Here is a 15040-nt window from a genome sequence, read left to right as displayed (position 1 = left end):
GACGGGCCATCACTAAGGATTGTCGCGAGACGCCTTGAAACGCGCGTCAACCCCGAGTATGGGACGCCGTCGCCATTTAATCGCGCCACCGGAAACATGCTTCCCGCCGTGGCGGCATGAACTTCGAGGATTCCTTTATGGGCTATAAGGTCGCCGTTGTCGGTGCCACGGGTAACGTGGGCCGCGAAATGCTGAATGTGCTTGCCGAGCGTGAGTTTCCTGCTGACGAAGTGATCGCTCTTGCCTCGCGGCGTTCGCTTGGCAAGGAAGTATCCTTTGGTGACAGCGTTTTGAAATGCCGCGACCTTGAGACTTACGATTTTTCCCAGACAGACCTTTGCCTAATGTCGGCTGGCTCTTCCGTTTCGAAGGAATGGAGCCCCAAGATTGGCGCGCAAGGCTGTGTCGTAATCGATAATTCGTCGTGCTGGCGCTACGACGTCGATGTTCCTCTGATCGTGCCGGAGGTCAATGCGGATGCCGTTGCCGGCTTCACGAAGAAGAACATCATCGCCAATCCCAACTGTTCGACGGCTCAGCTCGTTGTTGCGTTGAAGCCCCTTCATGACGTGGCCGGCATCAAGCGAGTGGTTGTTTCGACGTATCAGTCCGTTTCCGGTGCGGGCAAGGATGCGATGGACGAGCTTTGGGCGCAGACCAAGGGTAAGTTCGTTCCGGGGCAAGAAGTCGAACCGACCAAGTTTCCGAAGGAGATCGCTTTCAACTGCATTCCTCACATCGACGTCTTCATGGAAGACGGCTACACGAAAGAGGAATGGAAGATGATGGTTGAGACGAAGAAGATCATCGATAAGAAGATCAAGCTTACGGCGACGTGTGTGCGCGTGCCGGTCTTTGTCGGCCATTCGGAAGCGGTGAACATCGAGTTTGAACGCCCTATCACCGTTGAAGAGGCGCGGGAGATTCTGCGCACGAGCCCGGGGATCATGGTCGTCGATAAGCGCGAGCCTGGTGGCTATGTCACGCCGTGCGAAGCCGCGGGGGAGTATGCGACCTACGTTTCGCGTATCCGCGAGGATGCGACGGTCGACAACGGTCTGGCGCTTTGGATCGTTTCAGACAATCTTCTCAAAGGTGCGGCGCTGAACACCGTTCAGATTGCAGAGACGCTCATCAATCGCGGGCTTCTGAAGGATCGTGCCGCCGCGTAAGGATTGCTTGCAAAAACCGGCCGCAAAACGTGCGGCCGGTTTTTTGTGTTTCGGGACGTAAGACGTGAAACGCTAGGTTTTGCGTTTTCCCTTTGGTGCCTCTGCTATCATCGTCGTTTCCATACTGCCCAGGGCAGAGACGATCGTCAGCAAGTCCGCTATGAACCGCTCCCGCTGTTCCTGGTTTGGCAGTGCGGTGAGAATCCGTTGGTCGACGCGACGGGCCAGCGGTTCGCATGCCTGCAGGGAGCGCCGCCCCAGCTCGGTGAGCTTTACGGCGTAAGCCCGCGCATCCTCCCGGGTCCGACGACGTTGTACGAGACCCTTCTTCAACATGCGGCGAATGACGTCGGCCAGGGTTGACCGATCAATTCCAGTACGTTGAACGAGATCGGTTTGGCTGAGCCCTTCATTCTGCGCGATTGCAACGAGCAGCGCATATTGGCGGGGGGTCAAATCTTCTGTACCCATCTCGGCCTGAAATATGTTGCCCGCACATTGGCTTGCACGATGCAGGAGATGGATGGGTGAACGTTCCAGTACGTCGCTTGGCGAGGAGCCGGAGGTGAGTTTAGGCGAAGCGCTTTTTGCTTTTTTGGCCATCTGAAGTCAGCTGTTGTTGGAAATAGGCGCAGAACAGAATGTCAACGCTGCAGAACGAGTTTCGTTTCATAAAAAATTAGCAATGACGTAGATATGCGGATGGTTCCATAGGTCTGCATAAATATTATATTAGGGCCGACCAATAATCGGCCTTACCCTGACAAGTCAGGTGTCTCGGAAATGATGAGTTTTTCCGTCAACAATTTGGCGAGCAGCTATGGTGTTTTCGGACTTGCATCATATTTCTTGAGTAATCCGACCTGAGCCATCGCGAAGACGAGTGTCAAAGGCATGATGCCGAATAGCTTGAAGCTGATCCAGAACTCGTCGGAAAAGTTACGCCACACGATCTCGTTGAGAGCTGCGAGCAAAAAGAAAAACATAGCCCAGCGGATCGTCAGTAACTTCCACCCTTCATCCCTCAGACGGAAGACTTCTCCAAACACGTACTTCAGCAAATATTGATTGAAGAACAGGCCTGCTGCCAGGATCGACCCAAATAGGGTATTCACCAGGGTTGGTTTGATCTTGATGAAGAGATCGTCGTGCAGCCAAAGCGTCAATGCGCCGAATACAAGAATGAATACCCCCGAGATGAGGGGCATGATGGGAATTTTTTTATAGATTATGAAAGACAGGGACAGTGCGACGAGCGTTGCTGCCATAAAGCACCCCGTCCCCCAAAATATGCCGCCTTGCGAATTCGCAAAGAAAAAGACCCCAAGTGGGCCAACCTCAAGCAACATTTTGCCGAGTTGAGCTCCCCCTACCGCCGGTTCTGCGTCGCTTTGGACAGGCTTGGTATTGTTTCTGCTGTCCGGTGCGGCGGAATTGGTCATCGCGTCCTTCGTCCTTGCCGTTTTCTTGCGCAGAGATGGCGAGCTTCGGTTGATTATTTTGGCAGGCGCCTAGCCATTAGGGAACCCCTCATGGCCGGATCCGTGTGCACGTTTTCGACGACGTTTAAGGCTTGAGATCGGCGCCAGCTTGCCGCAGCGTTGAGGATGGTTTTTTTTGCTCGTTCGGCTTGGCGAACTCCATGCCCTTGCCTGCGGTCGCAACTCCGCCGGGACCGACTTCTGCGGGCGCCTTCTTATCCTCAATACGGTACTTTTGCATCAGGCGCGTCAGATACCAAGCATACAGACCCGACAACGGCATGATGAAAGCAACTTTGAACAGGATCCAGATGTTGACGCCGTCCATCTGAAAGCCCAGCACGTCATAGACGTGGGTGTCGATAAATGTTTGACGCACCACCTCATTCAGGATCGCAGTCAAAACGAAGAACCAAGCAAAGCTCCAGGTGAAGCGGTCCCAGCCTTCCTTTGTGTAGTGGAATGTCTGTTCAAAAATGTACTTGAAGAAATTTTTTCCGGCCATCAAGCCGCCGAACAAGAACACGGCGAACATGATGTTGAAGATCGTTACCTTGATCTGAATCCACATCGGATCGCCAGTCAGCAGTGTCATGGCGCCAAAGGCGACGGTGACGCTTGAGGCTATAAGTGGAAAGATCGGCAGTCGCCCGAGGACTCGGAGCATGGCAACCATCGCCAAGCCGGTCGTGATCATCAGTGCCCATGTTCCGGCGTTGATGCCGGCAATGGCGTTGACGATAAACATCGCCACGAGGGGGCCGAACTCGCTCAAAATATTGACGGTTTGTTCGGCGGTGAACGGATAGAAACGCCGGCGCTGGGTCATCAGTCCCACAGTTCCTTTTTGTTCGGCATGGCCCTCGAGTTGAGCACCACTGTTTGCCCCCCAGGTCTTCTTCTCGTCACATGGACGCTATCGCTTTCGCGAACTGTGCGGCGTCGAAAGGTTGGAGGTCTTCAACTCCTTCCCCGACGCCAATGGCATATACGGGAATGGCGAATTTGGACGCGATCGAGACAAGAATTCCACCCCGGGCGGTCCCATCCAATTTCGTCATTATCAAGGCCGTAACACCGGCCCGTTCGCGGAATACTTCGACCTGCTGCATGGCGTTTTGACCTGTGGTCGCGTCAAGGACCAGCGTCACGTCATGGGGGGCGTCCGGGTCCAGCTTTCGGAGCACGCGAACAACCTTCACCAGTTCGTCCATTAAAGCTTGTTTATTCTGTAGTCGGCCAGCCGTATCGACAATAAGCACGTCATATTGGCCCTCGCGCGCCGCTTTCAAGGCATCGTAAGCCAAGCCTGAAGAATCGGCACCCACGTCACGGGCGATCACAGGCGAACCGGTGCGTTCACCCCAGATCTTGAGCTGGTCTATTGCTGCAGCGCGAAATGTATCTCCAGCCGCGAGCATCACCTTTTTGCCATCTGCAGCGAATTTTGCGGCGAGCTTGCCGATTGTCGTGGTTTTACCAGCTCCGTTGACTCCAACGACCAGGATGACGTGGGGGCGAGCTGAGGCGTTCAGCTCCAAAGTTTGGGCGACGGGGGCCAGAACACGTTCGACCTCCTCTGCGAGCACGCGGCGTACGTCTTCGGGGGCAATGCCTTTTTCGTAGCGCCCCTTTGAGAGTGTATCGGTAATGCGCATTGCCGTGTCGACGCCCAGGTCGGCTTGAATCAGCAGGTCTTCAAGATCCTCTAGCGTTGTCGCATCGAGTTTCTTTTTAGTGAAGATACCGGTGATTCCATCAGAAAGGCGTGATGACGTTTTCGTCAGGCCGGATCTGAGTTTTTGGAACCAGCTTTGCTGAGTGGGTTTTTCGGGCTCTGTTGGGGCTTCTGACGCGACATCGGGGGAGAACTCTTCCACCGCCGTCACGGCGACCTCTGTCCCGGACCGAGGATGCGTGTCCGTAACAGCGCCTTCGCTCAAGTCGTTAGTGACGGTGCCGGCTTCAACGTCAGACGTGTGTTCAGCGCTCTCGTGGCTTTGGATCTCATCCGGTGTTTTGGGCGCATCCTCGGGCCCTGTTTCTTCGACGCTTGTCTCGCGTCCGAAGAGGCGGCCAAACATCCCGCGCCGTTTGCCTTTTTGCTCGCTCAAACTACTGCCTCGCCAACGAGCCTGCGGCCGTCGTGGCCGATGACCTTTGCTTGCATCAGAACGCCAGGTTCGGCGTTTATATCCTCGATCAGGATCTCGGTGAATTGCTCGGTGCGCCCGAACGTCGGCTTTTCCATCAATGTCTCAAAGGTCCGGCCGGTCTGACTATTCAAATAAGTGGTCAGGAGCCGATCGCCCAGTTCGCGAAGCTGTGCTGCGCGCTGCTTGATAACGGGCTTGGCGACCTGCGGCATCCGCGCGGCGGGTGTGCCTGTTCGAGGGGAGAACGGAAACACGTGAAGATAGGTGAGGCCGCAAGCTTCGGCGATACGCATCGTGTTCGCGAACATCTCGTCTGTTTCAGTCGGGAAGCCTGCGATCAAGTCGGCGCCGAATGCAACATCGGGACGCATGGCGCGGACGCGTTCGCAGAACGCAATGGCGTCCGAACTCGTGTGCCGCCGCTTCATACGCTTCAGGATCATGTCGTCGCCCGCCTGCATGGACAAATGTAGGTGCGGCATGAGCCGGTCTTCTTCAGCGATTGCATCCATCAAATCCGGATCGGCTTCCACTTGATCGATGGAGGACAGGCGTAGACGTCGGAGTTCTGGAACGAGATTTAAGACCTTGCGTACGAGCTTGCCCAGAGTCATCTGGCCCGGCAGATCGCGGCCGTAGGCCGTCATGTCGACGCCGGTCAGAACGATTTCGGGATAACCGTTTTCTACGAGCCTGCGAATTTCGTTCACGACCTCTCCGGCCGGGACGGATCGCGACGGTCCGCGGCCGTAAGGGATGATGCAGAACGTGCAGCGATGATCGCAGCCGTTTTGGACTTGAACGTAAGCGCGTGTTCGCGATCCGAAGCTATCGATCATGTGCGCGGCTGTTTCGGTGACGCTCATGATGTCGTTGACGACAACGCGTTCGCTCTCGTCGAGCGACAGCCCTTTGAAGGTGTCTGCTTGCAGTTTTTCGGCGTTGCCGATCACGTGGTCGACCTCCGCCAATTCAGCAAATTTTTCCGGTTCGATCTGCGCTGCGCAGCCCGTGACAATGATGCGCGCGTTGGGCCGATCGCGCCGCATTTTGCGTATGGTCTGCTTGGCTTGGCGCACGGCTTCGGCTGTCACCGCGCATGTATTGATGATGACCGTATCCTCAAGGCCGGCATCATTGGCGTGGCGGCGCATCACCTCGGACTCGTAGGTGTTCAGTCGGCAGCCAAGGGTGATGATGGTCGGTTCGGTCATTCGCATTTGCTGTTGATGAGCGGGGTGCCTGAGATGATAGGCACGACGGCCCTGCGTGACGTGACATCTTGGCCTAGTAAAAGCAAGTCTCAGCAGATCCGGCCAGAACTGGGCAGTTAGGTGGCTGGTGCCGGTGCTTCAGGCAAAATTCCAGCATGTTCGTGTGTAGCAGCGCCCGTCATCAGTATTCGGTCGGCCGCGGTCCATTCAATTTCGAGGTTTCCGCCCGGCAGGGTCACTGTAACGCGACGCTCGGTGAGACGCTTGCGCATAGCGCATACGGCTGCGGCGCAGGCGGCGGAGCCACAAGCCTTTGTTAACCCTGCGCCACGCTCCCAGGTTCTCAGGATGATGTGTTCGCGAGAGACAACCTGCGCCAATGATATGTTGGCGCGTTCCGGGAATACAGGATGGTTTTCGAGCAGTGGTCCGAAGCGGGCGAGATCGTACGCGGCGACGTCCTCAACCCAGAAGATCGCATGAGGATTGCCTACGTTCGCCACGGAGGGGGAATGGAGGATCGGCGCGTCGATTGGCCCGATCTGCAACTCGATGGCGCGCGTATCACGAAATTCTTCGGCAAGAGGAATGTCCTGCCAGTCGAATTTCGGTACACCCATATCCACGGTTATGCGGTCTGCGCTTTCAACGCGGGCGGCCAGCAGCCCGGCGTCGGTTTCGAATGTCATTTCTGTCTGGCCGGTGTCTTCAGCGACGCTGAGCGCGACGCAGCGTGTTCCGTTTCCGCATGCTGAAACCTGCGATCCGTCCGCATTATAGATCCGGACAAATGCCGTGGTTCCCGGGGTTGAAGGGTCGTGCAGCACCATCATCTGGTCGAAGTGCGTTTCTGCGCGTCCTGCGAGATTTTTCACTTCAGCTTCACTGAAGGATTTGGCGCGGCCGCGTAGATCAACGACGAGAATCTCGTTGCCGAGCCCGTTCATTTTGCGAAATGGGATGTTTTGCGCCGTCTGCATGGTCCCTTATATGGCGGAGGCTTGTGCATTGGCAATTGCGCCCGTGCAAGATGGTTGGTTGATGCAAATTAGGGGCGGCAGCAGGGCTGCCGAAGTGCTTTGTCGAAGGATGCTTCGGAATGGGTGAGACGGTTTCTGCCAGGTGTTCGCCCAGGCGGCCGTGTCCTGGACGTGGCTTGCGGCAGTGGGCGGCATCTCAGCTTGGCGTTGGGTGCAGGCTACGTTGTGACCGGGATCGACAGAGATACGTCACGCGCGCGAGATACGCTCACGGGTGAAGCCGGCCGCTGGCCAGCCAATGTTGATCTGGTTGAGCTGGACCTTGAAGACGGTTCACCATTTCCGGTGCCGGCCGGGACCTGTGATGGGGTGATCGTTACGAATTATCTCTGGCGGCCGCTCTTGCCCGGGATTGTGGCGGCGGTGTCGCATACCGGGCTTCTGATCTATGAGACTTTTGCCACTGGAAACGGCCGGTTTGGAAAGCCTTCGAATCCCGCGTTTCTTTTGCAGCCAGGCGAACTCATCGACGTTGTGGCTGGCCGTTTAACGCCGATTGCCTACGAGCATGTGCATCTGCGCGATCCGGATCGCTATGTGCAACGTATTGCCGCAGTTGGCCTGAAACACGATTGGCTGCGTGATCCTCCCGCGTTTTGAAACCCGTTCCCTCCGGCTAAAGCCTTGAATGTTCAGGCAAGGGCACGAAGTGAGACTCCCCTTGTGGCAGACCAATCAAAACAGATGATCATCAGGAGGAAGAACGGGTGACTAAATGTAAAAGCGATCTCTCTTTTGTCGCGGCTGGCGTCGTGGGCGCTCTTGCTTTGGTGAGCGCGGAGGGGGCGTTAGCTGCGCAGACCAATGCACCGAAGGTTCCGGCGACGTCTGTGACGGTTGAGACAGTGGCCGAAGGGTTGGAAAATCCATGGGGCCTTCAATTCCTCCCCGATGGGCGCATGTTGGTCACCGAGCGTCCGGGGCGGCTGAGGATTGTCTCGAAGGATGGTCAGCTGTCCAAGCCTGTTTCGGAGGTGCCGAAAGTCTACGCGCGTGGACAGGGCGGTCTGCTCGATGTGCGGTTGTCACACAATTTCGCTGATGACGGCATGCTGTTCCTTTCCTACGCAGAACCGCGCGATGGTGGGAAGGCCGCAACAGCAGTCGCGCGGGCGCGTCTTGAACTCACGGACGACGGCGGCCGTTTAAGCGATGTGAAGGTCATCTTTCAGCAGCAGCCCGCCTACAGCACGACCCGGCACTTCGGGTCGCGGATTGTGATCGACAAGAAAGGCGTTCTGTTCATTACGACAGGTGATCGTGGCCAAGGCGAACCTGCGCAGAACCCCGACGAAACGGTCGGCAAAGTCATTCGCATCAACGCCGATGGGTCTATTCCAGACGACAACCCAAAACCTGAGGGCTGGAAGCCAGAGATCTGGTCGATCGGACACCGCAATATTCAAGGGGCGGTGCTCGACGTAGAAACCGGCCAGCTCTGGACCGTGGAGCACGGTGCGCGCGGTGGCGACGAGTTGAACCACCCTGAAAAGGGTAAGAACTACGGTTGGCCGGTCATCACGTATGGGCGCGACTACTCGGGTGCGAAAATCGGAATTGGGACTGAAAAGGCCGGGATGGAGCAACCCGTTTATTACTGGGACCCGTCGATCGCGACATCGGGGCTCGAACTTTACACCGGAGACCTCTTTCCACAGTGGAAAGGGAATTTCCTCGTTGGTGGATTGGCGGGCGCTCAGCTCGCGCGGCTCGTTATGAAAGATGGACAGGTCGTCGGGCAGGAGATCCTTCTCAAGGACGAAGGCCTCCGGATCCGTGATGTGCGACAGGGGCCGGACGGCGCGGTCTATCTGCTCGTTGACGAGAGCGACGGGGCGATCCTTCGTCTCTCGCCGGAAAGCAAATAGCCGGTTGCCCGATGGTTCGTTCCGGACGCCTTAGTAGCGTCCGGGACCGGCGTCGGGCATGTTGGGCTGGCCGCTGCCCTTGTCCTTCATCTGCTGGATCTGCCGTGTCTGCACCATTTCGGTTGGTGCGATCTTGCAGTCCTTGTCGCGATCGAGCATCTCGAAGGCTGGATTACGGGCGCCTGTGAACTCCTGCAACGTCAAACGACCATCGCCGTTGCCATCGAAGTGGGGCATGCCGACGACATCGAACAGGCGATCCTGCGACACGATCTTTTTATATTCTTCCGCTGTCACGATCCCGTCGCCATCCTGGTCTGCAGCCTGGAATAGCTCAGTCGTGTATTGGACCCACTCGTCACATGTGACGGAATTGTCCTTATTGAGATCCCACGTTTGAGCCGCACTGACGAATACCAGATCGGTGGACGGGGCTTTTGAAAAGGGTGACGTGGCGCCGCCGCAGGCCGCGGCAGCGACGGATGCGGCCAGAGCTGCGGATATGGCGAGCGCATTTCGGCTCATTATGGCGATTGCCCCCGTGTTTTTGTTGCCCCCCGGCCTGAGCGGGATAACCTTGAAATATAGCCATGTCCACTATGAGGCTTCACGCTAGGCTTTAAGTGCACGGGAAAGATGGCGATGCTGCTGAAATTGTCACTGCAAGTCTTTTAGGCAGTAATAAGCGAACGTCTTATAGGGGAAGGTTACCGTTTCTGAGTTTGCAAGTTCGGGCGTTGTGGCGATCAGCTCGCGAACCCGCGTTTCGATTTTTTTCCGTTCGAAGGCCGGGAGTGCGGCAACGAAGCTTGTCGATAGTGTTCGCGCAACGATGACATCGTCAGGGGCGCCTGCGTGGCTGTGTGGGAACTGCTTTTCCTGCAATGGGCCGAAACCTTTAGCCGGAAACAATTTTCGCCAGTGGCCCGTTGCATACTGCGGCGTGGCCCCCTGGTAAGGCGCGATAATCTGCATGAGGTTCACGACCCAGGCGACGTTGTCATCCCTGATGTTCCAAACCAGCCCCAGGCGTCCGCCCGGTTTAAGTACGCGCCGTATCTCGTTAAGTGCCTGTTCGTTCGCGAACCAATGGAACGCTTGTGCGCAAACAACCGCATCCGCCGATGCATCAGGCAATGGGATCGCCATGGCTGAACCGGGCGTGATGCGAATACCCGGGTGGTGCATTGCCAACTGGATACGCATAGCTGCCACGGGCTCTACGGCGGTGACCTCAGCGCCTGTTCTTTTCAGGAAGGTCGTGAATTTACCCGTGCCGGCGCCAAGGTCGACCGCTTGGCTTCCATCGTCTAGGGCGAGCGTATTTGTTAACCATTCGGTTATCTGACGGGGATATTCCGGCCGACCTTTAACATAGGTTTCCGCGCCGGCTGTGAAGCCGTGCTCTGCAGATCGGTGGAGGCTTGTCACGGGGCTTCTTACTCATCTTGCTCAAGCATTTCAGCCATTGGATGTGATTAAACCTCTCGGCGTACATCGGCCAATCACGTGTTTATGCTTGGTGTCGGTGGCAGTTCGGTCTGCCAACCATTGACAAATATTGTCGTTTGCTACAGGTTCGCGGCCTTATCTACGTAGGCCCGTACATCGAGCCACTCCTCGGCACGAGGCGCAGTCACCCTTTCAGGTTGATCGGCGCAGGAGGCAAAGGAGGCAACATCCGCCGGCGAGTTTCGCCCGCGGGTGCTTTTTTGCTTGGCCAGTCGGTGGATCGATAGTTTGGACAGGACGCAAGAGAGGCACAAGTGGTGTTGAGGATTTGGGGACGTGTGACGTCCATCAACGTACAGAAGGTGCTTTGGGCAGCCGATGAAATCGGGCTGTCCTATGAGCGCGTCGACGTTGGTGGTGAGTTCGGCAAAACCGATACGCCGGAATACCTTGCACTCAACCCAAACAAGAAGATTCCCGTTATCCAGGACGGCGATTTCGTCCTTTGGGAGTCAAATGCCATCGTGCGCTATCTTGCGGAAGCCTATGGTGTTCTGGCGCCTGCCGAGTTGGAAGATCGTGCGTTGGCCGGGCAATGGAGCGATTGGTCTCTATCGTCGCTTTACAGCGATCTGATCACGAATTGCTTTCACCAGCACATCAGGGTGACAGCTGAAAATCGCGATCATGCGCTTATCGCGGCGGCGTCGGAGCGGCTGGTGGAGCAGTTCACGATTCTGGACCGCCATCTGGAGGGCAGGAGCTTTATCGTTGGCGATGCGTTGAGTTTTGCGGACATCGTCGTCGGGGCTCTTATGTTCCGTTACTACACGATGCCGATCCAGCATGTTGAAGCTCCCAACGTGGAGGCTTGGTACCAGCGCCTTCAGGAACGCTCGGCCTATCGGGAGCATGTGATGCGCGATTGGCAGCAAATGAAGATTGCGGGCGCTTGAGGCTTCATGCCCGCAGCACGCGAAAAGAGATTGCAGGTCGTTGATGTTTCAAAGTCTTTCTGACCGATTATCCGGCGTTCTCGATAAGCTGACCCGTCGCGGGTCTCTTACCGACAGCGACGTCTCGGAGGCCATGCGTGAAGTCCGCCGGGCGTTGCTCGAAGCTGACGTTGCGCTTGATGTGGTCAAGGACTTCACGGAGAAGGTTAAGGCTAAGGCCATCGGCCAGGACGTCGTCAAGTCGGTGACGCCGGGGCAGATGGTCGTCAAGATCGTTCATGACGAACTCGTCGCGATGCTTGGCTCTACTGCCGAGCCGATCGATCTCAATGCAACGCCTCCCGTTGCTATTCTGATGGTGGGGCTGCAGGGGTCGGGTAAGACGACGACCACCGCTAAAATCGGTTACCGGCTGAAGACGCGCTTCAAGAAGAAAGCGTTGATGGCGTCGCTCGACACGCGGCGCCCCGCGGCGCAGGAACAGCTCCGGGTTCTTGGCGAGCAGACTGAGATCGATACGCTGCCGATCGTTGCCGGACAAACCCCGCTCCAGATTGCGAAGCGCGCGCTAGAGGCGGCACGGCTCGGCGGGTATGACGCGGTGCTTCTGGATACGGCTGGTCGCGTCACGGTCGACGAAGAGCTGATGGATGAAGTCGCCGAGGTTCGCAGCGTGACACAGCCGCACGAAGTGCTGCTGGTGGCTGATAGCCTCACTGGGCAGGATGCTGTTAACACCGCGAAAGCGTTTGACGGACGCATCGGCATCTCGGGCATTGTTCTTACGCGTGCGGATGGCGATGGCCGCGGCGGTGCTGCACTGTCCATGCGCGCGGTCACAGGTAAGCCCATCAAGCTGCTCGGTGTGGGTGAAAAGTGGGACGCCCTGGAAGATTTTCATCCAGAGCGGGTCGCCGGCCGTATTCTGGGTATGGGCGACGTCGTCAGTCTTGTCGAAAAGGCGGCGCAGACGATCGATGCGGAAAAAGCCAAATCGATCGCGCAGAAGATGCGCAAGGGCGCATTCGACCTAGAAGACCTCGCGGACCAGCTCAAGCAGATGCAGAAGCTCGGGGGTATGGGCGGCCTGATGGGCATGCTGCCCGGCATGGGCAAGATCAAGTCGCAACTCGCTGATGCAAATATTGACGACAAAATCATCAAGCGTCAGCACGCGATCATCACGTCTATGACGCCTAAGGAACGGCGCAATCCGAAGATTCTGGACGGTAAGCGCAAGCGGCGTATCGCGGCTGGTTCCGGCACCAAGGTGGAAGACGTCAACCGGCTCATCAAGATGCACCGGCAGATGGCTGACATGATGAAGGCCATGGGTAAGAAGGGCATGATGGGCCGTATGCTTGGCGGCATGGGTGGCGGTGGATCACCGAGCGAAGCAGAGATGCAGGCAATGCAGGCTGAACTCGGTCGTCTCGATCCCAAGGCGCTTGAACAGCTTCCGTCGGAATTAAAGGAGTCCCTGCCGAAAGGTGGAGGGCTGCCAGGAGTTCCGGGCACAGGCGTGCCACGTCTTCCCGGTTTGGGGGGCGGAGTGCTGCCTGGGCTCGGCGGTGGTTTCCCGGGACTTGGCCGCGGTGCGGCTTCGGGAAATTCCAAAAAGCGAAAGAAGTAACTGAGAAATGTAACGCCACAGGCTGATTGGTGCTTGTGGTGTTAGATCAACGAAACCAACGAACACGACAAAGCAAGGAAGACTTAGATGGCAGTTAAATTGAGATTGGCCCGCGGTGGTGCGAAAAAGCGGCCTTATTATTTCATCGTTGCCGCAAATACGACATCGCCTCGCGATGGCCGTTATATTGAGCGGATCGGTTCTTATAATCCAATGCTTCCGAAAGATTCGGCTGAGCGCGTTAAGATCGACGAGGATCGCGTGAAGTACTGGCTGTCCGTTGGTGCGCAGCCGACGGATCGCGTTGCACGCTTCTTGGATGCGGCCTCGCTCTTGAAGCGTGACGCACGCAACAACCCGGATAAGGCAAAGCCGAAGAAGAAGGCGCAGGAGCGCCTGAAGGCAGCTGAAGAAGCGCGCCTTGAAGCTGAAGAGGCGGCAAAGGCAGCAGCTGAGGGCGGCGAAGCGGCTGCCGAGTAACTCAAGCTTCGCTTGTCATTCCAAGAAAGGCCCGTCTGCGTTTTTCGCGGCGGGTCTTTTTTGTTTCACGAGTGGTCGACAGATCAGGCGGCGATGCCGGTGGCAAGTTCCCGTCCGTGAGGTATCGGGGGGGCTGCCAGGGCTACCGCTGCGCGATTCAAGGGGAGCGGGGTCATATCTAGCCCGGCGACGAGGTTGGGTGCCACGGCGGATAGCTCAAGCTTCAGACGCTGCAGAGCATAGTCAGCGGCATCCAGGCAGTTGGTCGCGCTCGTGTGGAGCTCCTCAAGCCGCAAGGCCTGTTGCGTGGCCATTGAGCTGACTTCATCGAAGTCGACCCAGGGGTTGGTTTCCGTCGCTGCGTTCTCGTCCATTACGATGGCGGGGGGCTTTGCAACGTCGAACTGAAGCCTCGGAGTATCAGGTGCGCGCTTCCACCCGCAGGCCTGCAATAGGCTTTGGGCGCGTTGGCGAATGTCTGAGGGACTAGCGCGCGTTGGGAGGGCGGAAGAGACGATCGCGCGCAGTTGACCGAAAACATCGGTAAAGGCCTCTGCGATCTGGGCAGATAGGCCGTATGTCTCTGGCGCGGTCACGGATCTTGAGGATGTATTCCCCATTGCACTTCCCTATCGGTAGTTCCAGGTGGAGCTGATGCAACCCTGCATTGGAAAATGCATGTATGGCGCATAGGTTCCGTGTGTGCGTGGAAATGCGGTACGAGGATGCCGGCGCAACGATTTGGTAGGATTGGCTTTATTGGTTAATAAATACTTATACTGATTCCTTGCCTAAGCCTTTCGCATTTCAACTTTTAAGGAAGCGCAATTCGATATTTTTCGAAATCAATGCCGTTTTGCAGGGGGATTGGATTCTGGGATTACTGCTCTTCGGTTCGTTTCTCCATGTGTGGTTCTGTTTGGAACCTGTAATGCCCAGTTATTTTGTCCGCGAAAAGCCAGTCTTCTTCCTGCACGCCATAGCCGCGATTGTGAATGACGAGAGGAACGCCATTTATGTTCTCGCGGTTTGAGACTATGGCAATATGCGTTTTTGAAAAGGTGCCATCAGGCACGTAATACGTGACGAGATCGCCGGCGCTATAATCTTTTGGGTTTTTGGTAATAGGGAGTGACACGCCACGGCGTGCGAAGAACTTACCTAAGACGTTGACACGACGGTGGTCGATGTTGCGATCACCAGAGCCAACGTTGGATGTGTGTACCAATTCCTGAAGATCGATTCCGAGTTCGCGGTAGGCGCGTACGATGACGTCGGTACAAACGCCGATGTACCAGGGGACATCGCCAGCAGGGTACGGAATTTTTCGGTAGGTCGGATCGTAGAGTGTGGGCACCGATATTTGTGCACGCGCGGCGTCCACCAGCCGACTCGCAAATGTTTGCGAGCTTTCGTCCGGTTGCGGGGCGTCTTCACCTCTCACACCGATGCTTGAAAGTATTAGTGCGGCCAGCAGTGTCAGCGCGAATGCTGGGGAGGCCGTTGGTCGGAGTGTTCTCAAGCGGGTTAGTCCTTTGGGCAGCGGTGCGGTTTGCGGCTTCGCCAAGCCGTTCTGTTTGAAGCTGGA

Annotated in this window: 16 protein-coding genes; 6 read left to right on the top strand and 10 right to left on the bottom strand. The window is 56.8% G+C overall.

Annotated features, from left to right (window positions below; translation table 11 throughout):
* The first annotated feature begins 137 nt into the window (after positions 1–137).
* Positions 138–1172 carry an aspartate-semialdehyde dehydrogenase gene (locus YBN1229_RS04015; RefSeq protein WP_046479935.1) on the top strand — a complete coding sequence of 345 codons (1035 nt, stop codon included), beginning with the start codon at positions 138–140 and terminating at the stop codon, positions 1170–1172.
* A gap of 72 nt (positions 1173–1244) precedes the next feature.
* Here the strand turns inward: YBN1229_RS04015 and YBN1229_RS04010 are convergent, their stop codons facing one another.
* From YBN1229_RS04010 to dapF, 6 genes are all read right to left on the bottom strand, one after another.
* On the bottom strand, positions 1245–1775 hold the full coding sequence (locus tag YBN1229_RS04010) for a MarR family winged helix-turn-helix transcriptional regulator (RefSeq protein WP_046476872.1): 531 nt from the start codon (positions 1773–1775) through the stop codon (positions 1245–1247).
* A 215-nt stretch (positions 1776–1990) separates the two neighbouring features.
* Entirely contained in the window at positions 1991–2614 is a 624-nt protein-coding gene (locus tag YBN1229_RS04005; protein ID WP_046476869.1) for a septation protein A, read from the bottom strand.
* A 124-nt stretch (positions 2615–2738) separates the two neighbouring features.
* Complete coding sequence (locus tag YBN1229_RS04000; RefSeq protein ID WP_076605280.1) at positions 2739–3482, bottom strand: inner membrane-spanning protein YciB; 744 nt, start codon at positions 3480–3482, stop codon at positions 2739–2741.
* Positions 3483–3558: 76 nt separating this feature from the next.
* Positions 3559–4767: a signal recognition particle-docking protein FtsY gene (ftsY, locus tag YBN1229_RS03995; protein WP_046476866.1), complete on the bottom strand. Its 1209-nt coding sequence runs from the start codon at positions 4765–4767 to the stop codon at positions 3559–3561.
* Complete coding sequence (gene mtaB / locus YBN1229_RS03990; RefSeq protein WP_046476864.1) at positions 4764–6023, bottom strand: tRNA (N(6)-L-threonylcarbamoyladenosine(37)-C(2))-methylthiotransferase MtaB; 1260 nt, start codon at positions 6021–6023, stop codon at positions 4764–4766. Before mtaB ends, ftsY begins: the two co-directional genes overlap by 4 nt.
* Positions 6024–6139: 116 nt before the next feature.
* The gene (dapF, locus tag YBN1229_RS03985) at positions 6140–7003 is read right to left on the bottom strand and encodes a diaminopimelate epimerase (protein ID WP_046476862.1); all 864 of its coding nucleotides are present in this window, start codon (positions 7001–7003) and stop codon (positions 6140–6142) included.
* A gap of 123 nt (positions 7004–7126) precedes the next feature.
* Between dapF and YBN1229_RS03980 the strand changes: the two genes are divergently transcribed.
* Positions 7127–7663 carry a class I SAM-dependent methyltransferase gene (locus YBN1229_RS03980; RefSeq protein ID WP_197540880.1) on the top strand — a complete coding sequence of 179 codons (537 nt, stop codon included), beginning with the start codon at positions 7127–7129 and terminating at the stop codon, positions 7661–7663.
* A gap of 107 nt (positions 7664–7770) precedes the next feature.
* A complete protein-coding gene (locus YBN1229_RS03975; RefSeq protein WP_244465003.1) occupies positions 7771–8931 on the top strand; it encodes a PQQ-dependent sugar dehydrogenase in 1161 nt (386 codons plus the stop codon).
* A gap of 30 nt (positions 8932–8961) precedes the next feature.
* On the opposite strand, the gene YBN1229_RS03970 is transcribed toward YBN1229_RS03975, so the two are convergent.
* Positions 8962–9456 carry an EF-hand domain-containing protein gene (locus tag YBN1229_RS03970; protein ID WP_046476857.1) on the bottom strand — a complete coding sequence of 165 codons (495 nt, stop codon included), beginning with the start codon at positions 9454–9456 and terminating at the stop codon, positions 8962–8964.
* A gap of 132 nt (positions 9457–9588) precedes the next feature.
* Positions 9589–10362 (bottom strand): class I SAM-dependent methyltransferase, encoded by a 774-nt coding sequence (locus YBN1229_RS03965; RefSeq protein ID WP_046476855.1) that lies wholly within the window; start codon positions 10360–10362, stop codon positions 9589–9591.
* 335 nt (positions 10363–10697) lie between these two features.
* Between YBN1229_RS03965 and YBN1229_RS03960 the strand changes: the two genes are divergently transcribed.
* The 3 genes from YBN1229_RS03960 (at position 10698) to rpsP (ending at position 13452) form a co-directional block, all read left to right on the top strand.
* On the top strand, positions 10698–11339 hold the full coding sequence (locus tag YBN1229_RS03960) for a glutathione S-transferase family protein (protein ID WP_197540879.1): 642 nt from the start codon (positions 10698–10700) through the stop codon (positions 11337–11339).
* A 43-nt stretch (positions 11340–11382) separates the two neighbouring features.
* Complete coding sequence (ffh, locus tag YBN1229_RS03955) at positions 11383–12972, top strand: signal recognition particle protein (protein ID WP_046476853.1); 1590 nt, start codon at positions 11383–11385, stop codon at positions 12970–12972.
* Positions 12973–13059: 87 nt separating this feature from the next.
* Entirely contained in the window at positions 13060–13452 is a 393-nt protein-coding gene (gene rpsP / locus YBN1229_RS03950; RefSeq protein ID WP_046476850.1) for a 30S ribosomal protein S16, read from the top strand.
* An 83-nt stretch (positions 13453–13535) separates the two neighbouring features.
* Here rpsP and YBN1229_RS03945 read toward each other — a convergent pair whose 3' ends face one another.
* Both YBN1229_RS03945 and YBN1229_RS03940 read right to left on the bottom strand, forming a co-directional pair.
* Positions 13536–14072, bottom strand: a complete 537-nt coding sequence (locus tag YBN1229_RS03945) for a hypothetical protein (protein ID WP_046476848.1) — start codon at positions 14070–14072, stop codon at positions 13536–13538.
* A 260-nt stretch (positions 14073–14332) separates the two neighbouring features.
* On the bottom strand, positions 14333–14974 hold the full coding sequence (locus tag YBN1229_RS03940; protein ID WP_197540878.1) for a DUF1287 domain-containing protein: 642 nt from the start codon (positions 14972–14974) through the stop codon (positions 14333–14335).
* Positions 14975–15040: the final 66 nt, after the last annotated feature.

The organism is Candidatus Filomicrobium marinum (assembly GCF_000981545.1).
Lineage (GTDB): Bacteria > Pseudomonadota > Alphaproteobacteria > Rhizobiales > Hyphomicrobiaceae > Filomicrobium > Filomicrobium insigne.
This window is presented reverse-complemented; position numbering and strand designations above follow the sequence as displayed.